Genomic DNA, 21651 nt, shown 5'->3' with positions numbered 1-21651 from the left:
AGTCGACACTTGAGGAGAGGTCTGACGGTGAGCGTCGGCGTTGTCATTCCAGCTTTTCAGCCCGGCGACGCCCTGGAGCAGGCGATCGCATCCGTGGCGAGCCAGACAAGACCGCCGGACAGTGTGATCGTCATCAACGTCGGATCGGACGAGCTCGTCGCATCCTCTGTCGCGCGCTGGACGCGTATCCTGCCGATCATTCACCTACAGACGGATACCCGCGTCCCTCCCGGCATCGCCCGTGACTTTGGCATCCGTCACAGCAACACCGACTACATCGCCCAACTCGACGCCGACGACATATGGCTTCCGAACCATCTCCAGGCCATGCTGGCCACTCTCGACGGACGAGTGCGGCTCGTCGCGGCGGAGTGGTTCGACTGGGACGCCGATGTCCTTCAATCCCGCTTGGTCACGCGCCGGCACCACGCTAGGGACGCCCCCTGGCGGACAGAGTCCATGACCGTGGAGAACCACATCGGATCATCCGCAGTTCTGTATGAACGAGCCATCTATCTGGCTACAGGTGGCTATGCGGACATCGAGCGCGGCGAAGATTGGGACCTGTGGCTGCGCATGCTTCGTCAGGGTGTCGAGATGAAGTGGACGTCCGGTATCACATGCGTCAGAAGACTTCACCATGCCGCGCACAGCCGAGGAGTCCGGAGCATCGACACCGATGAAGAGGTGCTCACCCGTGTGCTGGCACAAGCAAGTGATCATGCTGACCAGCAGAAGGCCGCCGCGCTGGCGCTACTGATCCGATTGGGTTCGGAGCGCTACGTGAGGCGTGTGGCCCGCGTCGAGACATCAACGCCCGACGACGCTTTGGTGAACGAGTTGCTCCGGCTCTGTCCTGGTGCCGGACATGCTCGAGATCTCGGCGCTGCTTTCACCTGGTGGGAAGACCTGCGTCTAGGACCGGTCATCGCGATGAGAGGCGGAAAGTGGTTCGAGGCCTGCATCGGCCTCGACACCGTCAACGGCCGGCCACTGCTGTCCTTCGTGGCCGTGTCGGCAGTCACCCGACGAAGATGGAGATTGCTGCCCGCCTATCTGAACAGCCGGGCGTGGGGCGGCTTGCGCAGTGTCTTTCCGTCTGCGGTCGGCTCCCAGCCACGTGACGGCGTGTCGTATTGGATCAGATCCCTGGCGGACAGGGGTATGCGGGAGAGCCTTGCTCCGAAGTCCGCCCCACCACCGACGACAGGTCGGCTCACGACCGAAGCGCTCGCATACCCCCATGGCGCTCTCCGGCCGAGGGCTGACCTCCTGTACTCACGCCAGTGGACTTCCGAGACCGGGGTGCTCATTGACAAGGCGCGAGGCGTGTTCAAACACTTGAGCCCGATGGGCACCCGGATCTGGGAACAACTCCAGCGATCAGACGAGCTCGGCACGCTGGTCGATCATGTCTGTGAGAACAGTGATGACCCCGGCCGCGAGGACGAAGTTCTTCGCGTTCTCACCGAGTTGATAGAGGCGCAGCTGATCCTCGTCGCGCCTTCGACTTCCTGAACGTTCGGCGAAACACGGAATGATGATAGCTGTGGACGGCCGACCATCCGCCGAAGCCGAACGCGAGCGTCTCGCGCAGAGACATCGCGCGTCGAGCTTGAATCCCACCGGCTTGTACGCGCGACCGCACTCTCGCTTGCGGGTGACCGCGAGGAGCTCTCGACTGTCTGTCGTGATCGGGGTCTTCGATCGCTTCGCAGCGATCCCCTCCCCAAGAAGGTATCAGCTACGGGAGCGGAGCAACGTCATTCGTGACCCACACGGCGGTCCCATATATCTCTGCGCGGCGCCGTCCAGTGACGCCGATGTTGCCACCTTTGTTTCCGGTGCGATACCGATGCCGACCTTCCACGCGCGCACCACCAGCGAAGCTGACTTCTCCCGACAACTGGATGCACATGTGGATTGCCCGCATGCCGAGCTCGTCGATGACCGGTTCTTCATCACTGTATCCCGTCGCAGCGCACTGTCGTTCCGCGCAGAGAATCATGAAATGCTGCTGCGTTCGATAAGGACCGTCATTCGAAGTCAGGCCCAGTACAGTGGACTGGACGCCAGCGCCCCCGCGCACATGGCCAATCGCAATCCTTTCCACCTGACAGAAGTCGACCAAGCGCCATTCGGTGTTCGCGCCTACGCCACGCACGGCTACGTGGCATTCACCCGGTCATGCGTTGATCAGATACTGAGCGTGAATGGTGTGCGTCAGCTCGGATGGGGATTATGGCATGAGCTCGGCCACCAGCATCAGTTGTCAGCTCTGACTCCCGGCTCGCTGATCGAGGTATCGGCGAATCTGTATGCGCTCGCCACGCAGCGCCGATTCGGTTTGCCCTCTCGTCTGCTGCAGGCCCGCGAGAACGGCCGGAATGCCTATCACCGGGCATTGTCAAAGCGCGGGACCGTCCCCTATGAGCAGTTGGATGATTTCGAAAGGCTCATCCCTCTTCGGCAACTGGAGCTCGCCTACGGCCCGGGGGTGTGGGGCCGAGCACACCGCCTTGTCCGCCAGGACGCCCCCCGAGCGCGGACAGACAACACCCGGTACGGCCTGCTTGCGTACTATGCGAGCCTCGCCACCGGGCGGGACCTCTCCGACTTCTTCTCGTCGCGATGGCTGTTTCCTGTTGAAGCATCTCATCGCGCCATGACGAATTCCCTGAACCTGCCACTTCCCGACAGAGATCTATTCGAACTCCACGAATGACCGGCGACGGAGGCCTGACCTCGATTACGCACGTTGTGACCGGGTCAGCCGACTCCATCAGCGGGGCGAAATTTCGCCTGATAGTCCTCAGATGGCGCTGCCGGTCTGGGCGCTCCGATGGACAGTGGTTCCTACGGGGCCGCAGGCTGAGCCGAGACGGCTGACGTTGACGGTGCATTCTCAGCCGGTCCTGTTCTCCAGCGCGTGAATTGTCGCTGATCGCGGGCTGGGGCCGGACCCGGCGGACCAACAGCCAAGGGAACCCTGTTTCGGCGGCGACCACCAGATGCCACACGCGCCTGCGCATCCGAGTCCGCCCCGGGGGATCCTGATCGGCAATCGCTCGCAGGCAGCGGACCGGATCCAGCGCCCGGCGCACGGTCGAGTCCGAAGCGGGCTCGCCCCATGGGACCGTCAACAGAACGAGCGCCACCCTCTCGGTCCCCCACCGGAGATCCGCCCAGCCGGGCGAACGCGCCGCAGCCCGCCGCGGGGGCATCGCCGTGTGCTGAAGACACGACCTCTGACCTTCTGCTATGCGCAGATCTACAGCACACCGCGTGGTGGCGTCACCACAGGGGCCGCGATCTTCGGGGCCGGGCCGCCGCCGGTTGCAACCCGCAGGTGGCGGCGTCCGAAAGAATGGGCAGGCGTCGGCGAAGGACGGGGACACCTGCATGGAGGAGACGGGCTCGGCGGACGCCGCCGAGGAGCCTGGATACGGCATCGGTGCCGTGTCGCGGCGGCTCGGCGTGCCCGCGCCGACCCTGCGTACGTGGAACCTGCGCTACGGCATCGGCCCGAGCCGCCGCAGCCCCGGCGGCCACCGCCGCTACGACCGGGCCGACCTGGCCCGGCTGGAGGAGATGAGCCGGCTCGTCCACGCCGGCGTCCCCCCGGCCGACGCCGCCCGCCAGGCGCTGCGCGTCCCCGCCCCGCCGGCCTTTCCCGCCTCGCGAGAGGGCGTCGAGGGCGGGGGTGAGCCGGGGAACGTACCCTCGGCCGCGATGCTGGCCAGGGCCGCGACGGCGCTGGACGGCCGGACGGTGACCGACGGCCTGGCCGCCGCGCTGGCCCGGCTCGGCGTCGTGCCCACCTGGGACCGCCTGGCGTGCCCGGTGTTCGACACGATCAGCCGCAGGCAGGACGCGACCGGCGCCGGGATCGACGTCGAGCACCTGTTCTCCGAGCGGCTGCTGGCCGCCCTGCACCCGCTCGCCGTCCGCCCCGCCCACCCGGTCAACGACCGCCCCGTGCTCCTGGCCTGCGCGGAGGAGGAGCAGCACAGCCTGCCCGTTCACGCGCTGGCCGCCGCCCTGGCCACCGACCGCCGGGTCGACACGCGCGTCCTCGGCGCCCGCACCCCGCACACCGCGCTGGCCGACGCCATGCGGCGCCTCGGGCCCGCCGTCGTCTTCGTCTGGTCGCACCAGGCCGCCACGGGCGATCCCGCCCCGCTGGCCGCCCTTCCGGCGCTGCGCCCGCCGGCGCGGATCGTCGTCGGCGGCCCCGGCTGGTGGCCGGACCTCCCGCCCCGGGTCACGCGCGTGGCCTCGCTGCGGGAGGCCGTCACCCTGGTCGCCGACACGCTGCGCTGATCTCCCTGCCCTTGGTTGCCCATCGCCGCCGCGTCGCGTTGAATAAGTTTTGAAGAGGTTATCTGAGGAAGGGAAAGCGCATGGAACCGCTCGCCGAGTGCTTTCGCACCCACGGACCCCTGGTCCGCTCGTACCTGCGCCGTCTCGTCCCGCCGGAGGAGATCGACGACCTGACGCAGGTGGTGTTCATCGAGGTCTGGCGGTCCAGGCACCGCTACGATCCCGCGCGCAGCCTGGAGGCGTGGGTGCTGGGCATCGCCCGCAAGCGCGCCGTGGACCACCTGCGCGCCCGCCGGCCCACCGTGTCGCTGGAGGCCGCCGGGGAGCCGGCGGGGGACGACGGCCGCGAGGAGAGCGAGGGGGTCGCGCGGCGCGACCTGGTCCGCAGGGCGCTGTCCGAGCTGCCGGACGTCCAGCGCGAGGCCATCGCGCTCGCCTACTACGGCGACCTCAGCCAGCGGGAGATCTCCGAGCGGCTGCGCGTGCCGCTCGGCACCGTCAAGGCCCGTACGGCCCGTGGCCTGCACCGCCTGTCCACCCTGCTGGAGGCGGCGTGACCTCCGGCGGCACGGCCCACGGCAGAGACCCCGGCACGGCCGACGCGGTCAGGCCCAGGGTCGCGGTCTCCAGTTGCCTGCTCGGTGAGCCGGTGCGCTTCAACGGCGGCCACAGCCGCGACCGCTTCCTGTCCGGCCCGCTCGACCCGTACGTCGACTGGGTGCCCGTCTGCCCCGAGATGGAGCTGGGCCTCGGCACCCCGCGCGAGACGCTCCGCCTGGAGCGCTCGCCGTCGGGCCCGCGCCTGATGACCAGGAAGACCCGCGCCGACCTCACCGGCCGCATGACGGCCCTGGCCGAGGCCCGCGCCGCGACCCTCGACGTGGACGGCTACGTGTTCAAGGCGAGAAGCCCCACGTGCGGCGTCCACGGCATCCCGCTCTACCCGGGCGAGGACGGGCCGCCGCTCGACCGGCGGCAGCGGGGCGTGTTCGCCGCGGCGGTCGTCGAGGCGCACCCGCTGCTGCCCGTCGAGGACGAGGGACGGCTGAACGACGCCATGCTCCGCGAGGCGTTCGTGGAGCGGATCTTCGCTCACGCCCGGCTGCGCGCGCTGCTGGGCGGCGACTGGCGGGCGCGCGACCTGGTGGCCTTCCACACCCGCCACAAGATGCAGCTCCTCGCGCACGACCCGGCGGGCCACCGGGCCGCCGGGGCCGTCGTGGCCCGCGCCGGCGCGCTGCCGCGCGAGGAGACGGCCGCCGCCTACGCGGGCGCGTTCCGCGCGGCGCTCGCCCACCGGGCCCGCCCCGGCCGCAACGTCAACGCCCTCCAGCACTGCCTGGGGATGCTCGGCCTCGACCGGGCCCGGCGTGACCATCTGGCCGGCGTCATCGGCTCCTACCGGGCCGGCCTGGTGCCGCTGAGCGTCCCGGCGGCCCTGATCCGGCACGACGCCGAGGGCGAGGAGAACCAGGGGGCGGCCTACGTGCGCCGGCAGACGTTCCTGTCGCCGTACCCGGACGAGCTGGTCCTGCGGCACCACGTCGCCGCCTGAGCGAGCGCGCGTGGGGCGAGGCGGTGGGGAACCCGGGCGGCGCGCCGTTCGTCACCCTGGTACCGGCCACCCCGGACGGGCACGTCACAGAAAGAGGCCCCATGCGCAGCGCGCTCTTCGGCAACCTCGGCTCCGAGCAGGGACACGCCACCTTCGCCCTGCAGAACTCCAAGATGCTGCGCGTCCAGCTCCCGCCCGAGGTGCTGGCGCGGCAGGGGTCGATGGTCGCCTTCCAGGGCCGCATGGACTTCGCGTACGAGGGCGCGGGCGGCATGGGCAAGCTGCTGAAGAAGGTCATGACCGGCGAGGGCGCGCCGCTCATGCGCGTCACCGGCGAGGGCCTGCTGTTCCTCGCCGACAACGCCGACGACATCCACCTGTTCTACCTGGAGAACGAGGCCCTGACCGTCAACGGCCGCAACCTGCTGGCCCTCGACGCCGGGCTCACCTGGGACATCAACCGGGTCCAGGGCGCGGGGATCGCCGCGGGCGGCCTGTTCAACATGACGATCGGCGGCACCGGCTGGGTGGCGGTCACCGCGCACGGCGCTCCGGTGATGCTCGACGCCTCACGGGCCCCGACGTTCGCCGACGGCCAGTCGGCCGTGTGCTGGAGCGCCGGGCTGCACGTGGGCGTCAACCGCACGTTCAAGGCGGGCGCGCTGATCGGCCGGGGCAGCGGCGAGGCCGTCCAGCTCGCCTTCCAGGGGCAGGGGTTCGTGCTCGTGCAGGCCAGCGAGGGCCACCCCATCCCCCGCCAGGGCCAGTGAGGCGGGTCTGAGCCGGAAAACGACGAAGTCCCGCCCATCGGGCGGGACTTCGTTTCTGTGGAGCTATGGGGATTCGAACCCCAGACCTCCTCCATGCCATGGAGGCGCGCTACCAACTGCGCCATAGCCCCTGGTCACCGTCCACGAGTGCTCTCGTCAACGGCGCTCGGGAAGCATATAGCCATCCGTACGATTCGCCTAATCGCCGCGAAGGGCCGCGAAGGGCCGCGCGTCACCCTTCGCGGGATCAGGTCTGGGCGTCGGGCCGGTCGTCGCTGCTGATGGGCTCGGGCAGCGTGCCCGCGTTGTGCTCCAGCAGCCGCCACCCCTTGCGGCCCTCCTGCAGCACCGACCACGAGCAGTTGCCCAGGCCGCCCAGCGCCGGCCACAGCTCCTCGGGCAGGCCGAGCAGCTCGCAGATGCCGAGCCGCAGCGCGGCGCCGTGGGAGGCGATCACGAGCAGGCCGTCGTCGTCGAGCCGGGCGGCCCAGCGGCGCATCGCGGCGGCGACGCGCGCGGCCACGTCGGTGACGGGCTCACCGTCCGGGGCCTCCCAGGCGACGTACTCCTGCGGCCAGCGGGCGGCGATCTCGTCGCGGGTGAGGCCCTCCCACTGCCCGCCGCCCCGCTCGCGGAAGTCCTTGTCGACGGCCACGTCCAGGCCGACGAGCCGGCCGAGCGCGAGCGCGGTGTCGTTGGCCCGCTGGAGATCGGAGGAGACGATCATGCTGGGGCGCAGGGACGCGAGCAGCGACGCCGCCCGGGTGGCCTGCGCCTGGCCGGTCTCGTCCAGAGGGATGTCGGAGTGTCCCTGGAAGCGGTGCTCGACGTTCCACAGCGTCTGCCCGTGCCGGAGGCAGACGATCCGCTTGCTCAACTCCGGGCCCGCTGCATGTTGGCCTGCATCACGCTCTCCGGCAGCGTGATCGCCGGGCAGTCCTTCCACAACCGCTCCAGGGCGTAGAAGGTGCGGTCCTCCTCGTGCTGGACGTGCACGACGATGTCGAGGAAGTCGAGGAGGACCCAGCGGCCCTCGCGCTCACCTTCGCGGCGGACGGGCTTGGCGTCGGCCTCGGTGCGCAGCCTGTCCTCGATCTCGTCGACGATGGCGCGGACCTGGCGGTCGTTGGTGGCGGAGCAGAGCAGGAAGGCGTCGGTGATGACGAGCTGCTCGCTCACGTCGTAGGCGAGAATGTCGTCGGCCAGCTTGTCCGCCGCTGCCTCAGCGGCGATCCTGACCAGCTGGACGGCTCTGTCGGATGCGGTCACGATGCGGGTCTGTCCTCCTGTGTCGGCAAAACTGCCCTGGGTTGAGCCTACCTTCTCCGCCGGAACCCCTCACTCCCGCCACGGAAGCCCTGGGCGTACACCTCGTGAACGCGATGATGGTGCCATCGGTCCACGCCGTCGAGGAGGAACCACCGATGTCCGTACGCCGCGTCGTCCCGAACGTCCGCTCCGAGGCCCCGCGGGAGAGCGCCGAGTTCTACGGCCTGCTGGGCCTGGAGGAGGTCATGAACCACGGCTGGATCATGACGCTCGCCTCTCCCTCCCATCCCGCCGCCCAGGTCAGCTTCATGGCCGAGGACCTGACCGCGCCCGTCGCCCCGGACCTGAGCATCGAGGTGGACGACGTGGACGCGGCCTACGAGGCCGTCCGGGCGAGCGGGGCCGAGATCGTGCACCCGCTGCGCGACGAGGAGTGGGGTGTGCGGCGATTCTTCGTCCGCGACCCGAACGGCCGCGTGGTCAACGTCCTCAGCCACCGGCGCTGACCGGCGGGCGCCCGGTCAGTCCTGGCGGTAGAGGTTGCGCTTGTTGATGTACTGCACGATGCCGTCCGGGACGAGGTACCAGATCGGCTCGCCGTTGGCCACGCGCGCCCGGCACTCCGAGGACGAGATGGCCAGGGCGGGGATCTCCAGCAGGGTGACCTTGCCCTCGGGCAGGCCGGGGTCGCGCAGCGTGTGGCCGGGCCGGGTGCAGCCGACGAAGTGCGCCAGGCCGAACAGCTCGCTCGCGTCCTGCCAGGTGAGGATGGCGCCGAGGGCGTCGGCGCCGGTGATGAAGAACAGCTCGGAGTCGGGCCCGTACGCGGCGGCGACGTCGCGCAGCGTGTCGATGGTGAAGGTCGGGCCCGGCCGGTCGATGTCGACCCGGCTGACCGAGAACCGCGGGTTGGACGCGGTGGCGATCACCGTCATCAGGTAGCGGTCCTCGGGCGCCGACACCTCGCGCTCCGACTTCTGGTACGGCCGGCCCGTCGGCACGAACACGACCTCGTCGAGCTCGAAGTGGTGCGCCACCTCACTGGCGGCGACCAGGTGACCGTGGTGGATGGGGTCGAACGTCCCACCCATCACACCCACGCGTCGCTTCCCCTGGACACCAGGCGCATTCATCATGAGTCGGACCTTACGCGGGACCCCTACCCCAAGATGAGGGGACCCCCCTCGGCGAGACACGCGCGCGGCCCTCGATGCCGACGTAGCATGCCGGGCATGACGACCACCCCGGACCGCAACCGCGTCCAACTGCCCGGCATCTCGTCCCGTGCCTACGAACACCCCGCAGACCGGTCCGCCCTGGTCGCTCTGCGTAAGCTGAGTGGGTTCGACACGGTTCTCAAGCAGATGTCCGGTCTCATCAGCGAGCGCCGGCTGCGCCTGATGTACCTCGCCTCGTCCGTACGGGTGAGCGAGACCCAGTTCCGCTCCCTGTACGACATGGGGCGCGACGCCGCCTACACCCTCGACCTGCACCGGATCCCCGAGATCTACGTCCAGCAGGACCCGCAGGTCCAGGCCAAGGCCATCGGCTTCGACGACCCGTTCATCGTCGTGACCACCGGCCTGCTCAACCTCATGAACGAGGAGGAGCAGCGCTTCGTCATCGGCCACGAGACCGCGCACATCCTGTCGGGGCACGCGGTCTACCGCACCATGCTCGACATCCTCACCCGCCTGGCCACCCGCGTCGCGTGGATCCCGCTCGGCTACATCGGGCTGCGCGCCATCGTGGCGGGCCTGGAGGAGTGGTACCGCAAGTCGGAGCTGTCCTGCGACCGCGGCGGCCTGCTCGTCGGGCAGGACCCGGACGCGGCCAAGCGCGCCCTGATGAAGCTGGCCGGCGGCGCCTACACCCACGAGATGAACATCGAGGCCTTCCTCGCGCAGTACCACGAGTACGACACCGCGGGCGACCTGCGCGACGGCTTCCTCAAGGTCCTCAACCTGCTCGGCACCACCCACCCGTTCGCCGTGGTGCGCGTGGCCGAGCTGGACAAGTGGCAGCGCAGCGGCGAGTACGACCGGATCGTCGGCGGCGACTACCCCCGCCGCGAGGACGACGCCAACGCCCGCGTCACCGACGAGGTCAAGGCGGCGGCCGAGTCCTACCGCGCCTCCTGGTCGCAGTCGCAGGACCCGTTCATCGGCGTGCTGCGCGACGTGGCCGAGGGCGCCGTCAACGCCGGCGAGCGCATCTTCAACCGCTTCTCCCGCCGCGACGGCGGCCAGGGCTGACCGGCAGCCCGCGCGGGGCGCGCGTCCAGAGCAGCAGGGAGCCCGTCCAGAGCAGCAGGGAGCCCGTCCAGAGCAGCAGGGAGCCCGTCTAGAGCAGCAGGGAGATCGCGCGCACGGCAGCCGCGCACAGGGCGACGAACCCGCCCAGCACGGCCAGTGCGCGCAGCCCCTCACGGCGCAGCTCCGGCAGCCGGGCGCCGATCCGCTCGATCTCGCGGCCGGTGATGCCGCCGCACAACATCCCGAACACCACGCCGGCGGCGGTCACCGGCGCGGGCTGCTGCCACCAGTCGGAACCGATCTGGCCGCCGCCGGTGAGCCAGAGCGCCCCGCCCGCCGCCACCACGACGGGCACGCCCGGCCACACCGCCGCCGTCACGGCCGAACCGGTCGCGGCGAACGGGAACAACAACACCCGCAGCGCCACCCGCCAGCGCCGTGACGCGCGGTTGCGGACCATCCAGTGGCTCATCCAGATGGCCCGCGTCAGCACCACGAACACCGCCGTGACGCCGATCGAGGCGATCGGCCACATCACCGACGCCACCACGCACGGCACGGCCAGCACCGCCAGCAGCAGCAGGGCGGCGTTGCCCGCGGGCAGCGAGGTGGTGCCCGGCTCCGAGCGGAACCGGGCGGCGCGGCCGCCCCGCGCCTGGGCGGCCGCCGCCTTGGCGCGGGCCCGCGCGGTCATCGGCTTGGCGCCCTCCGCGGTCCGGCCGCGGGTCTTCGCCTCGGTCCGGCCGCGCGGCGCGGGCACCTTCCCCTCCGCGGCGGTGCGGGCCCGGGCGCTCCCGTCGGCGACGGCACGCCCACGGGCGACGGCCTCGCCGGTCGTGCGCGGGCGCGGGGTGACGTCCCCGGTCGTGCGCGACCGCGCGGCCTCGGCGGCCGTACGGGTGCGGGTGGCCTCGGCGGCCGTTCTCGGCCGGGCGTTGGCATCACCCGCCGGCCTGGGACGCGGAGCGGCCTCCCCGCCGCCCCCCGTCCGCGGGCGGGGCGTGACGTCTCCGGTGGAGCCCGTCCGGGGACGCGGCGTGTCGCCGTTGGCACCGCTGGACCGCGGGCGCGGCGTGTCGCCGGTGGAGCCGGACCGCGGGCGCGCCGCGGCGTCGCCGGCGCCCGTCCTCGACCTCGGGGCGACGTCACCGGTGGAGCCCGTCCTGGGGCGCGGCGTGACATCTCCGGCCGCGCCCGTGCGGGTGCGCGGACCGTCGGCCGTCGCCCGGCCACGCGGCGGCGGGACGTCGCCGTCCTGGGCGGAGCGGGCGCGGGCGCTCCCGTCGGCCGCGGCGCGCCCACGGGCCGCCGCGTCGCCTCCCGTGCGGCCCGCCGGCTCGCCGCCGCCGCGCGGACGCGGTCCCGAGTCACCCGTACGCGGCCCCGAGTCGCCGCTCGACCGCGTACGCGACCCCGGCTCGCCACCGGAACGCGCCCGCGAACCGGAGTCCCCGGCGCGCGGGCGCGCAGCGGAATCCCCAGGACGCGGACGCGGACCAGAGTCTCCAGAGCGCGGACGCGCATTGGAGTCTCCGGTGCGCGGACGCGGGCGTGGATCGGAGTCGCCGGTGCGCGGCTCCGCGTCGCCCGCGGAGCGGCCGCGAGGACCGGTCTCGCCGCCCGCCCGGCCCCTCGGCCCCGCGGCGCGACCGTCCTCCCGGTGCGCGTCGTCCGCGGCCGGAGCACGCGTGTCCTCGGCCACGGGGGCCGCGAGCAGGCCCTTCGACGCCAGGGCGGAGCGAGACCGCCCGGTCACCCGGGCCAGCCGCGACAGCCGGTCGGCCAGCAGCGCCGCCGTGGGCCGCTTGACGGGCTCGCGGTTGAGCGCCGCGCGCACCAGCGGCAGCAGCGCCACGGGCACGCCCTTGAGGTCGGCCTGGCCGTTCAGCACCGCGTACATCTGTGCCTCGGGCGTGCCGCGCCCGAAGGCCGGGCGTCCCGTCGCCGCGAACGCCACCGTCGCCGCCCAGCCGTGGATGTCGGCCGGCGACTCGACCGGCTCGTCGGCGAAGACCTCGGGCGCGGTGTAGCCGGGAGTGCCGAGGAACGTGCCGGTCAGGGTGAGCCGGGTGGCGTCGTGCACCTGCGCGATGCCGAAGTCGATGAGGACCGGCCCCTCGGCGCCCATGATGATGTTGGCGGGCTTCAGGTCGCGGTGGACCACCCCGGCGGCGTGGATGATCGCCAGGGCGGCGGCGATGCCCTGCGCCATGTCCACGAGGTTGGCCATGTCGAGCGGGCCGTCCTGGCGGACGCGGTCGAGGAGCGTGACGCCCTCGATGTTCTCCATGACGAGGTACGGCCGGGCGCAGTCGAGGTCGGCGTCGAGCACCTTGGCCACGTACGGGCTCTCCACCCGGCGGAGCGCACGAACTTCGCGTTCCAGCCGAATCCTGGACGAATCATCCTGAGCGAGCTCGTGCAGGACCTTGAGTGCGACTCGTTCGCCGCGCCGGGAGCCGGCGAGGTAGACCTCGCCCATGCCACCCCGGCCGAGCCGCTCGAGCAAGGTATACGGCCCGACCTTGCCGAGCTTGCTCACCGTCCCCTCCTGCCCGGCACGCCCATAAGGGGCACAACCTTAGCGCCGGAAGGGCCGGTGTTGTCCGAGGCGCGCCGAGACTTTCGCTCGCCGTGTCGGGTCAGCAGCCCGCCCCGGCGATGACCGTGCCCTCGGAGGTGCGCAACTGACCCTCGCCGGTGTAGACCCACTTGGTGGAGGTCAGCTCCGGAAGACCCATCGGGCCGCGCGCGTGCAGCTTCTGCGTGGAGATGCCGATCTCCGCGCCGAACCCGAACTCGCCGCCGTCGGTGAAGCGGGTGGAAGCGTTGACTGCCACGGCCGCCGAGTCGACCAGCGACACGAACCGGCGCGCCGCCCCCTGCGAGCGGGTGACGATCGCGTCGGTGTGCCCGGAGCCGTACGCGCGGATGTGGGCCACCGCGTCCTCCAGCGAGTCGACGACCGCCGCGGCGATGTCCAGCGAGAGGTACTCGGCGCGGAAGTCGTCCTCGGTCGCGGGCACGACCTCGCCGAAGCGGGCGATCCGGTCGTCGCCGTGGACCGTCACGCCGGCCTCCTTGAGCGCCCGCAGCGCCATGGGCACGAACGTCTCGGCGATGCCGGCGTGCACCAGGAACGTCTCGGCCGCGTTGCACACCGACGGCCGCTGCGCCTTGGCGTTGACCAGGATCTCCACCGCCAGCCTCGGGTCGGCCTCGGCGTCCACGTACACGTGGCAGTTGCCCACCCCGGTCTCGATGACCGGCACCGTGGACTCCTCGACCACCGAGTTGATCAGCGAGGCGCCGCCGCGCGGGATGAGCACGTCGACCAGCCCGCGCGCCCGCATCAGCTCCTTGACCGAGTCGCGCGTCAGGCCGGGCACGAGCTGCACGGCCCCGGCCGGCACCTCGGTCGCCGCCAGCGCCTCCTGCATGACCCGCACGAGCGCGGTGTTGGAGGAGTAGGCGCTGGACGAGCCGCGCAGCAGCACCGCGTTGCCGCTCTTGAGGCAGAGCGCCGCCGCGTCGACGGTCACGTTGGGGCGGCCCTCGTAGATGATGCCGATGACGCCGAGCGGCACCCGGAGCTGCCGCAGCTCCAGCCCGTTGGGAAGGGTGGAGCCGCGCACGACCTCGCCGACCGGGTCGGGCAGGTCGGCCACCTGCCGCACCGCGTCGGCCACGGACCGGATCCGGTCCTCGTCGAGCCGCAGCCGGTCGATCATCGCCTCGGACGTGCCCTGCTCGCGGGCCCGCTCGACGTCCTCGGCGTTGGCCTCGACGATCTCGGCGGCGTGGGCCTCCAGGGCGTCGGCGACGGCGCGCAACGCCCGGTCCTTCGGCGCCCGCGGCAGCGGGGCCAGCTCGGCGGCGGCCTCTCGTGCCGCGCGGGCGACCTTCAGGAACTCCTCGGACATCACACGCTCCTCGTTGTCGTGCTGGATCGACATGCCGGCCTCGGGGAGGCGTCGCCGCGCCCCGCGAACCCGCCTGCCCTGTCACGGGTGCGACGGGGCGGCGGCAGGTCAGCCGTGAGACTCCAGTATGACGATGTCGTCTCGGTGGATCAGCTCGCGTTCATATTCCGGACCCAGCTCGCTGGCCAGCTCCCGCGTGGACCGGCCCAGCAGGCCCGGGATCTCACCCGCGTCGAAGTTGACCAGCCCGCGCGCCACCACCGCGCCCCGCGGCGCGCACAGGTCGACGGGGTCACCGGCGGCGAACTCGCCCTCCACGGAGGTGACCCCGGCCGGCAGCAGCGACTTGCGGCGCGTCACGACGGCCTCGACCGCGCCGTCGTCGAGGTGCAGCCGCCCCCGGCCGGTCGTGGCGTGCGCCAGCCAGAGCAGCCGGGTGCCGGGGTGCCGGCCGCCCGGGTGGAAGTAGGTGCCGACGTCGGCGCCGGCCAGCGCCTGCGCGGCGTGCGCGGCGGCGGTCAGCACGACCGGTACGCCCGCGCCGGTGGCGATGCGCGCCGCCTGGACCTTGGTGACCATGCCGCCGGTGCCGACGGCCGCGCCGTTCCTGCCCAGCTCGACGCCCACGAGGTCCTCGGGGCCGCGGATCTCGGTCAGCCGCCGGGAGCCGCTGCGGCTCGGCGGGCCGTCGTAGAGGGCGTCCACGTCGGACAGCAGCACCAGCGCGTCGGCGTGGACGAGGTGGGCGACCAGCGCCGCCAGCCGGTCGTTGTCGCCGAAGCGGATCTCGTCGGTGGCGACGGTGTCGTTCTCGTTGACGATCGGCATGATGCCGAGCTCCAGCAGCCGGGTGAGGGTGCGCTGGGCGTTGGCGTGATGGGCGCGGCGCATCATGTCGTCGGCGGTCAGCAGCACCTGGCCGACCCGCAGGCCGTACCGGGCGAAGGAGGAGGTGTAGCGCGCGACGAGCACGCCCTGGCCGACCGAGGCGGCGGCCTGCTGCGTGGCGAGGTCGCGCGGGCGCGTGGCCAGCCCGAGCGGGCCGAGGCCCGCGGCGATCGCTCCCGAGGAGACCAGCACGATCTGGGTGCCCGTGCGGCGGCGCGCGGCGAGGACGTCGACCAGGGCGTCGACCCGGTCCACGTCGATCGTTCCCTGAGGGGTGGTCAGCGAGGAGGAGCCGACCTTGACGACGACCTTCGACGCTGAGCTGATCCGTTCGCGCACACCTGGAAGCCTATCCGAGGCCGGGCATGAGCATTCGCCCGTCACCTGGTGGAGGCGTCGGGCGTGAGACCGTGGAGCAGGGTCGTGACGACGTCCGGCGTGAAGGCCGGCCCCTCCCCCATGTACGCCCGTACGAACGCCCGGTAGAAGCACGCCCCCACCAGCAGCGCGGCCGCCGCCTCCGGGACCACCTCCGCCGAGACCCGGCCCAGCCGCTGCTCGGCGCGCAGGTACGCGGCCACCAGCCGCTCGGCGAGCTGCGGCCCCAGGTCGGCCTCACGCAGCCGGGCCCGCTGCTTGGCCAGCATGTCGCGCTCCGCGAAGATCGCCGACCCCACCGGGATGGACCGGTCGAAGAACCCCGACGCCTGCTCGGCCACGTCGCGCAGGTTGCCCTCGACCGTGCCCGTGCCGGCCCGCGCGGGCAGGTCGGAGAGGGCGTCGATGTAGGGCAGGCCGTCGTGCAGGACCGCCAGGAGGAGGTCCTCCTTATCGCGGAAGTGCTTGTACAGCGTGGGCTCGGAGAAGCCCGCCACCCGCGCGATCTCCTTGGTGGTGACCTTGGCCAGCCCGGCCTCGTCCAGGAGCCGCGCGGCGGCGGCCAGGATGCGCTCGCGAGTCGTGGGCTGTCGCACCGGGCCGCGCCTCTCCCCTACGTCCGCGCCTTGGTGAACACTGACCAACCCTAGCGGCGATCGGCGCAACGACGCGCCCTGACCGAACGCCGCCCGCGCCGCGCGGGCGCTGGCCGAGCCTGCTGGCGGTGCCGCGCGGGCGCTAGCCGAGCCTGCTGTCGGTGCCGCGCGGACCCGTGCGGACGGACTCGGCGGACAGCGTCGGCTGCCAGTCGAAGATGTAACCGCCCTCCATGGACCCGATGACCACCTCGGCGCCGGCGCTCGCGCCCGCCTTGACCAGCTCCTCCTCGACGCCCAGCCGCTCCAGCCGGTCGGCGAGGTAGCCGACGGCCTCGTCGTTGCTGAAGTCGGTCTGCCGGATCCAGCGCTCCGGCTTCTCGCCGGTGACCTGGAAGAGGTTGTCGTTGACCTTGCGGACCGTGAACCCGGCCTCGCCGAGCTGCCGCGGCTTGATCACCAGACGGGTGGGCTCCTCGACCGGCCGGTTGGCGCGGGCGGCGGCGACCCACTCGCCCATGGCGAACGTCAGCTCGCGCAGTCCGGCGTGCGTGGCCGCCGACACCGTGAACACCCGCAGCCCGCGCGCCTCGAACTCCGACTTGACCAGCTCGGCCAGCTCCTGCGCGTCGGGCACGTCGGCCTTGTTGAGCACCACCATGCGCGGCCGGTCGCCCAGCTTGCCGTACGCCTCCAGCTCGGCCTCGATCACCTCGTAGTCGGTGACGGGGTCGCGGCCGGGCTCCATCGTGGCGCAGTCGATGACGTGGACGAGCATGTCGCACCGCTCGACGTGGCGCAGGAACTCGTGGCCGAGGCCCTTGCCCTGGGACGCGCCGGGGATCAGCCCGGGCACGTCGGCGACCGTGAAGACGTTGTCGCCGGCGGTGACGACGCCGAGGTTGGGCACGAGCGTGGTGAACGGGTAGTCGGCGATCTTCGGCCGGGCCGCGCTCAGCGCCGCGATCAGCGACGACTTGCCGGCGCTGGGGAAGCCGACCAGGGCGACGTCGGCGACGCTCTTGAGCTCCAGCATCACGTCGAGCGCGTCGCCCGGCTCGCCGAGCAGCGCGAACCCGGGGGCCTTGCGCTTGGTGCTGGCCAGCGCGGCGTTGCCGAGGCCGCCGTGGCCGCCGTTGGCGATCACGTAGCGGGTGCCGGCGCCGATCAGGTCCACCAGCACCTCGCCGGTGTCGGCGTCCTTGACCACGGTGCCGTTGGGCACGGCCAGGACGACGTCGCCGCCGTTGGCGCCGTCGCGGTTGGAGCCCTGCCCCTGCTTGCCGTTGTCGGCCTTGCGGTGCGGGCGGCGGTGGTAGTCGAGCAGGGTCGCGGTGTTGGGATCCACCTCCAGGATCACGTCACCGCCCCGGCCGCCGTTGCCCCCGTCGGGGCCGCCGAGCGGCTTGAACTTCTCCCGGTGGATGGAGGCGCAGCCGTTCCCTCCGTCACCGGCCCTGACGTGCAGGACCACTTGGTCCACGAAGTCCGGCATGTCCGCCTCTCCTCACGCCCCCGTGCAGGGGTTGTCTTCCCAGTCTTCCGCGGACGGTCCGCCGCGGCCCGCCTTCCGCGGGTTCTCGCCCGGACGCCTCGTGCTTCGGCGCCCACTGTCCAGCCGCCGTACGCACGGGCCCCGGTCGCGCAGGCGGCTCGTACGCACGGGCCCCCGGTCGCGCAGGCGCCTCGTACGCACGACACGCGCCCGTCCCAGCGAGACCCGCCCCACGTGAGCGGGGCGGTCACGAACAAACGCGAAGGGGTGGATCGAGGAACCGATCCACCCCTTGCTAACGCTCTCCGGTTGCGGATTACTCCGCGAGTTACTCCGCGACCGGGACGATGCTCACGGCGCGACGGCCGCGCTTGACGCCGAACTGCACGTGACCCGCGGTCAGCGCGAACAGCGTGTCGTCGCCACCGCGGCCGACGTTGTCGCCGGGGTGGAAGTGGGTGCCACGCTGACGGACGATGATCTCGCCCGCGTTGACCAGCTGGCCGCCGAAGCGCTTGACGCCCAGGCGCTGAGCGTTGGAGTCACGGCCGTTCCGGGTGGACGACGCGCCCTTCTTGTGTGCCATCTCTCAAACTCCCGATCAGGCCTGGTCGATACCGGTGATCTTCACCTGGGTGTACCGCTGGCGGTGACCCTGGCGCTTCTTGTAACCGGTCTTGTTCTTGTACTTGAGAATGCGGATCTTCGGACCCTTGGTCTCGCCGAGGATCTCGGCGCTGACCATGAACTTGCCCGCCTCCGTGGTCACATCGCCGTCGTTGACGACGAGCACCGTCGGCAGCGAAATCGAAGAGCCGACCTCGCCGGCGACCTTGTCCACCTCGAGGACGTCACCGACGGAGACCTTCTGCTGCCTGCCGCCGCAACGAACGATCGCGTACACCGCGGAACCCTTCTACTGTCTACTGTTGCGATCCACGGCCGTCCCGGACGGGGCGGCCGTTGACTGCCGAGTGCTGCGCCCGCACCCGCATCCTGTCTGGAACCAACGAACCGAGTGGGCGCGCCAACAGGGCACGTCACCTGACGCACCGATCCACTAGGGTACCGGATTAACGGTGCCCGAGGCGAACCGGACGGATCGTCGGACAGTCCTTCGAGCAGCCACTCAGGGGGCTACTCGGCGGACTTGGCTCGGCGGGAGCGTCGCCGCCCCCTGCCGGAAGACTGGCCTGCTTGGTCGTCCTCAGTCGGGACGTCATCAAGCGCACCGGTCACGGTATCACGGCCGGAGGAGTCCTTGGCCGCGGAAACCTTCTCCCCGCCCTTGTCCCCCAGCTTCTCGGCCACCGCCTTCTCGACGGACATCTTGCCCTGCGTGCCCCGCGGCTCGGGCTTGGCCTCCACCGGCTCGGTGGAGACGATGAGCCCGCGCCCGTTGCAGCACTCGCACGGCGTGGAGAACGCCTCCAGCAGCCCCTGACCGACCCGCTTACGGGTCATCTGGACCAGGCCGAGCGAGGTGACCTCGGCCACCTGGTGCTTGGTCCGGTCGCGGGCCAGGCACTCCAGCAGCCGCCGCAGCACCAGGTCGCGGTTGGACTCCAGCACCATGTCGATGAAGTCGATGACGATGATGCCGCCGATGTCGCGCAGCCTGAGCTGGCGGACGATCTCCTCGGCCGCCTCCAGGTTGTTGCGGGTGACGGTCTCCTCGAGGTTGCCGCCCTGGCCGGTGAACTTGCCGGTGTTGACGTCGACGACGGTCATCGCCTCGGTACGGTCGATCACCAGCGAGCCGCCGCTGGGCAGCCACACCTTGCGCTCCATGGCCTTGCCGAGCTGCTCGTCGATCCGGTACGACTCGAAGACGTCGCCCTGGTCGCCGTCCCACCGCGACAGCCGCTCGGCCAGGTGCGGGGCGACGTACTTGACGTACTCCTCGACCGTCTCCCACGCCTCCTCGCCCTGCACGACGAGCGAGCTGAAGTCCTCGTTGAAGACGTCGCGCACCACGCGGATGGTGAGGTCGGGCTCGGCCGACAGCAGCTCGGGCGGGCTGGCCGACTTGGCCTTCTTCTGGATGTTCTCCCACTGCGCCGACAGGCGGGCCACGTCGCGGGCCAGCTCCTCCTCGGAGGCGCCCTCGGCCGCGGTGCGCACGATCACGCCCGCGTTCTCCGGCATGACCTTCTTCAGGATGCTCTTGAGGCGGGTGCGCTCCTTGTCGGGCAGCTTGCGGCTGATGCCGGTCATCGAGCCGTCGGGCACGTAGACCAGGTAGCGGCCGGGCAGGCTGATCTGCGAGGTCAGGCGGGCGCCCTTGTGGCCGATCGGGTCCTTGGTGACCTGCACCAGCACCGACTGGCCGGACTTCAGCGCCGACTCGATGCGCTTGGGCTGGCCCTCCAGGCCGGCGGTGTCGAAGTTGACCTCACCGGCGTACAGGACGGCGTTGCGGCCCTTGCCGATGTCGACGAACGCCGCCTCCATCGAGGGCAGGACGTTCTGCACCTTGCCCAGGTAGACGTTGCCGACGTACGACTGGCTGGCCTCGCGGTTGACGTAGTGCTCGACGAGGACGCCGTCCTCCAGCACCGCGATCTGGGTGCGGTCGCCCTGGCGGCGCACCACCATCATGCGGTCGACCGACTCGCGCCGGGCCAGGAACTCCGACTCGGTGATGATCGGCGGCCGGCGGCGGCCCAGCTCGCGTCCCTCGCGGCGGCGCTGCTTCTTGGCCTCCAGCCGGGTGGAGCCGCGCACGCTCTGCACGCCGTCGGCGGAGGTGTCGACCAGCGAGGCGCGGCCGGAGCGCGGCGCGCGGATGCGGACGACGGTGTTGGGCGGGTCGTCGCCGGACGGCTCGGCGCCGTCCTCGGTGCCGCGCCTGCGGCGGCGGCGCCGGCGGCGCGAGCTGGAGGTCTCCTCGTCCTGCTGCTCCTCGGGCTGCTCGTCCTCGCCCTCGTCGCCGTCCTCGTCGGAGTCGTCGCCGTCGGACTCGTCGCGCTCGCGGGCCTTGCCGCGGCCGCGGCCGCCCCTGCGGCGGCGGCGACGGCGGCTGCCGCCCTCTTCCTCCTCCTGGTCGGAGTCGGAGTCGGAGACGTCCGCCTCGTCCGTGCCGGTCTCGTCGCTCTCGTCGGCGTCGTCGGCCGCCTCGGGCTCGGGGCGCGCCGGCTCGGCGCGCACGGGCTCGGGGCGGAACGGCTGGGCCTGGGTCGGGTCGGGCGCCTGGAACAGCGGAGCGAAGATCGCCGCGGGGCGCTGGAACACGGCGTCCGGCTCGTCGGCGCGGCGCGCGGAGAAGCCGAACGGGTCGGCGAGCAGGCTCGGCCGGTCGGTGTCCTCGTCGAGGTCCTCGCCGGCGGGCTCGTCGTCGAGCGGCTCGTCCTCGGGCAGCTCGTCGAGGATCTCGTCCTCGACGGCCGCGCTCGCGCCCTGGGCGGACCCGGCCGTGGCGACGTCACCGCCGGCGGCAGAAGCACCGGCGGCAGAGGTGCCGGCGGTGGAAAGGTCCGCGCCGATCGCGGTGGCCTCGGTGCCGACCGCGCCGGCGTCACCGGTGGGACCGGCGCCCTCGGCGACGGCCGCGGCCTCGGGCTCCGCCTTCTTGCGGGTGCGCCGGCGACGGACCGGCGCGGCCGCGGCCGCGGCCTCGGCCTCGGCGCTCTCCGGAGCCGCCCCAGTGTCCGGCGCGGTGTCCGGCGCGGCGCTCCCGGCCGCGAGCACGCGGTCGGCGGTCTCCAGCGCGGCCTGCTCGGCGCCCTGGTCGCCGCTCTGGTCGGCGGCGGCGCCGGCCGACGCTCCCGTGGTGGCCGGCTCGGCCTCCTCGGCCTTCCTGCTGGTGCGGCGGCGCGAGGTGGTGGCCGTCGAACGCGTTCTGGATCGCTTGGGCTTCTCGGCCTCGGCGGAGGCGTCATCCTCGCCCCCCGCGGAGACGGCCTCCGCGACGGCGCCGGCGACCGCGGCCTCGTCCGGGCTGCCCCCGGACGCCTCCGGCGCCCGGGCCGCGGCCTCGGCCGCGGAGACGGTCACCTGTGCGGGCTCGTCCTCGGGAATCTCGGGCGGCGGCCCGGCGGGCCGGCTCGCGACCTTGCGTCGCGGGGTGGTGGGTGACTGTTCAGTTGTTCCGCCGTCGGAGCCTGTGGCCCCGGTGTTGGGCTCGTTCTCGAGCATGCGGGCGCTCTCCCGTCAGCTCCCGGGCGCGTCGCCGCGCCGCGCAGGAGCTCTCGTGTTTC

The 21651-nt window shown here is 72.0% G+C and carries 19 protein-coding genes and 1 tRNA gene; 8 read left to right on the top strand and 12 right to left on the bottom strand.

Annotated elements, in window-relative coordinates:
- Positions 1-27: 27 nt before the first annotated feature.
- The 6 genes from HTZ77_RS03695 to HTZ77_RS03670 all read left to right on the top strand — a co-directional run bounded on the left by HTZ77_RS03695 (position 28) and on the right by HTZ77_RS03670 (position 6648).
- Entirely contained in the window at positions 28-1518 is a 1491-nt protein-coding gene (locus HTZ77_RS03695; protein WP_175588015.1) for a PqqD family peptide modification chaperone, read from the top strand.
- Between the two features lie 172 nt (positions 1519-1690).
- Complete coding sequence (locus HTZ77_RS03690; protein ID WP_175588014.1) at positions 1691-2725, top strand: M60 family metallopeptidase; 1035 nt, start codon at positions 1691-1693, stop codon at positions 2723-2725.
- Between the two features lie 677 nt (positions 2726-3402).
- Positions 3403-4323 carry a MerR family transcriptional regulator gene (locus HTZ77_RS03685; RefSeq protein ID WP_175588013.1) on the top strand — a complete coding sequence of 307 codons (921 nt, stop codon included), beginning with the start codon at positions 3403-3405 and terminating at the stop codon, positions 4321-4323.
- 80 nt (positions 4324-4403) lie between these two features.
- Positions 4404-4880: an RNA polymerase sigma factor gene (locus HTZ77_RS03680; protein WP_175588012.1), complete on the top strand. Its 477-nt coding sequence runs from the start codon at positions 4404-4406 to the stop codon at positions 4878-4880.
- Complete coding sequence (locus HTZ77_RS03675) at positions 4877-5878, top strand: YbgA family protein (protein ID WP_175588011.1); 1002 nt, start codon at positions 4877-4879, stop codon at positions 5876-5878. The genes HTZ77_RS03680 and HTZ77_RS03675 overlap by 4 nt, the downstream gene beginning before the upstream one ends.
- 101 nt (positions 5879-5979) lie before the next feature.
- A complete protein-coding gene (locus HTZ77_RS03670; protein WP_175588010.1) occupies positions 5980-6648 on the top strand; it encodes an AIM24 family protein in 669 nt (222 codons plus the stop codon).
- 58 nt (positions 6649-6706) lie between these two features.
- Here the strand turns inward: HTZ77_RS03670 and HTZ77_RS03665 are convergent.
- The 3 genes from HTZ77_RS03665 to rsfS all read right to left on the bottom strand — a co-directional run bounded on the left by HTZ77_RS03665 (position 6707) and on the right by rsfS (position 7917).
- Positions 6707-6779 (bottom strand) — tRNA-Ala (locus tag HTZ77_RS03665).
- 116 nt (positions 6780-6895) lie between these two features.
- Positions 6896-7525: a histidine phosphatase family protein gene (locus tag HTZ77_RS03660; protein WP_175588009.1), complete on the bottom strand. Its 630-nt coding sequence runs from the start codon at positions 7523-7525 to the stop codon at positions 6896-6898.
- Positions 7522-7917 (bottom strand): ribosome silencing factor, encoded by a 396-nt coding sequence (gene rsfS / locus HTZ77_RS03655; protein WP_175588008.1) that lies wholly within the window; start codon positions 7915-7917, stop codon positions 7522-7524. Before rsfS ends, HTZ77_RS03660 begins: the two co-directional genes overlap by 4 nt.
- Before the next feature lie 155 nt (positions 7918-8072).
- Here rsfS and HTZ77_RS03650 point away from each other — a divergent pair, with 155 nt between their 5' ends.
- The gene (locus HTZ77_RS03650; protein ID WP_175588007.1) at positions 8073-8423 is read left to right on the top strand and encodes a VOC family protein; all 351 of its coding nucleotides are present in this window, start codon (positions 8073-8075) and stop codon (positions 8421-8423) included.
- A gap of 15 nt (positions 8424-8438) precedes the next feature.
- Here HTZ77_RS03650 and nadD read toward each other — a convergent pair whose 3' ends face one another.
- On the bottom strand, positions 8439-9053 hold the full coding sequence (nadD, locus tag HTZ77_RS03645) for a nicotinate-nucleotide adenylyltransferase (protein ID WP_175588006.1): 615 nt from the start codon (positions 9051-9053) through the stop codon (positions 8439-8441).
- Positions 9054-9140: 87 nt separating this feature from the next.
- On the opposite strand from nadD, the gene HTZ77_RS03640 reads away from it, so the two are divergent.
- Complete coding sequence (locus HTZ77_RS03640; protein WP_175588005.1) at positions 9141-10172, top strand: M48 family metallopeptidase; 1032 nt, start codon at positions 9141-9143, stop codon at positions 10170-10172.
- A gap of 88 nt (positions 10173-10260) precedes the next feature.
- Here HTZ77_RS03640 and HTZ77_RS03635 read toward each other — a convergent pair whose 3' ends face one another.
- From HTZ77_RS03635 to HTZ77_RS03600, 8 genes are all read right to left on the bottom strand, one after another.
- A complete protein-coding gene (locus HTZ77_RS03635) occupies positions 10261-12714 on the bottom strand; it encodes a serine/threonine protein kinase (RefSeq protein ID WP_328808397.1) in 2454 nt (817 codons plus the stop codon).
- A 100-nt stretch (positions 12715-12814) separates the two neighbouring features.
- The gene (locus HTZ77_RS03630) at positions 12815-14095 is read right to left on the bottom strand and encodes a glutamate-5-semialdehyde dehydrogenase (protein WP_175588004.1); all 1281 of its coding nucleotides are present in this window, start codon (positions 14093-14095) and stop codon (positions 12815-12817) included.
- Positions 14096-14203: 108 nt separating this feature from the next.
- Complete coding sequence (proB, locus tag HTZ77_RS03625; protein WP_328808396.1) at positions 14204-15322, bottom strand: glutamate 5-kinase; 1119 nt, start codon at positions 15320-15322, stop codon at positions 14204-14206.
- A 41-nt stretch (positions 15323-15363) separates the two neighbouring features.
- Positions 15364-15957, bottom strand: coding sequence for a TetR/AcrR family transcriptional regulator (locus tag HTZ77_RS03620; RefSeq protein WP_175588003.1), 594 nt, complete (start codon positions 15955-15957; stop codon positions 15364-15366).
- Positions 15958-16099: 142 nt separating this feature from the next.
- Positions 16100-17452 (bottom strand): GTPase ObgE, encoded by a 1353-nt coding sequence (obgE, locus tag HTZ77_RS03615; protein WP_175588002.1) that lies wholly within the window; start codon positions 17450-17452, stop codon positions 16100-16102.
- 328 nt (positions 17453-17780) lie between these two features.
- A complete protein-coding gene (gene rpmA, locus HTZ77_RS03610) occupies positions 17781-18038 on the bottom strand; it encodes a 50S ribosomal protein L27 (protein ID WP_020546367.1) in 258 nt (85 codons plus the stop codon).
- A 15-nt stretch (positions 18039-18053) separates the two neighbouring features.
- Positions 18054-18356, bottom strand: coding sequence for a 50S ribosomal protein L21 (gene rplU / locus HTZ77_RS03605; RefSeq protein ID WP_175588001.1), 303 nt, complete (start codon positions 18354-18356; stop codon positions 18054-18056).
- A gap of 233 nt (positions 18357-18589) precedes the next feature.
- The gene (locus tag HTZ77_RS03600) at positions 18590-21589 is read right to left on the bottom strand and encodes an Rne/Rng family ribonuclease (protein ID WP_235994310.1); all 3000 of its coding nucleotides are present in this window, start codon (positions 21587-21589) and stop codon (positions 18590-18592) included.
- Positions 21590-21651 lie beyond the last annotated feature (62 nt).

Source organism: Nonomuraea montanisoli (genome assembly GCF_013363975.1).
In the GTDB taxonomy this organism is placed as follows: Bacteria; Actinomycetota; Actinomycetes; order Streptosporangiales; family Streptosporangiaceae; genus Nonomuraea; species Nonomuraea montanisoli.
The sequence above is the reverse complement of the archived record's forward strand: the minus strand, read 5'-3'. Positions and strand labels throughout refer to the sequence as shown.

Excerpts from the sequence above, each read along its gene's own strand:
- HTZ77_RS03685 (WP_175588013.1), top strand. The coding sequence starts at position 3,403 with ATGGAGGAGACGGGCTCGGCGGACGCCGCCGAGGAGCCTGGATACGGC.
- HTZ77_RS03680 (WP_175588012.1), top strand. The coding sequence starts at position 4,404 with ATGGAACCGCTCGCCGAGTGCTTTCGCACCCACGGACCCCTGGTCCGC.
- HTZ77_RS03670 (WP_175588010.1), top strand. The coding sequence starts at position 5,980 with ATGCGCAGCGCGCTCTTCGGCAACCTCGGCTCCGAGCAGGGACACGCC.
- HTZ77_RS03650 (WP_175588007.1), top strand. The coding sequence starts at position 8,073 with ATGTCCGTACGCCGCGTCGTCCCGAACGTCCGCTCCGAGGCCCCGCGG.
- nadD (WP_175588006.1), bottom strand. The coding sequence starts at position 9,053 with ATGATGAATGCGCCTGGTGTCCAGGGGAAGCGACGCGTGGGTGTGATG.
- HTZ77_RS03640 (WP_175588005.1), top strand. The coding sequence starts at position 9,141 with ATGCCGGGCATGACGACCACCCCGGACCGCAACCGCGTCCAACTGCCC.
- HTZ77_RS03630 (WP_175588004.1), bottom strand. The coding sequence starts at position 14,095 with ATGTCCGAGGAGTTCCTGAAGGTCGCCCGCGCGGCACGAGAGGCCGCC.
- obgE (WP_175588002.1), bottom strand. The coding sequence starts at position 17,452 with ATGCCGGACTTCGTGGACCAAGTGGTCCTGCACGTCAGGGCCGGTGAC.
- rpmA (WP_020546367.1), bottom strand. The coding sequence starts at position 18,038 with ATGGCACACAAGAAGGGCGCGTCGTCCACCCGGAACGGCCGTGACTCC.
- HTZ77_RS03600 (WP_235994310.1), bottom strand. The coding sequence starts at position 21,589 with ATGCTCGAGAACGAGCCCAACACCGGGGCCACAGGCTCCGACGGCGGA.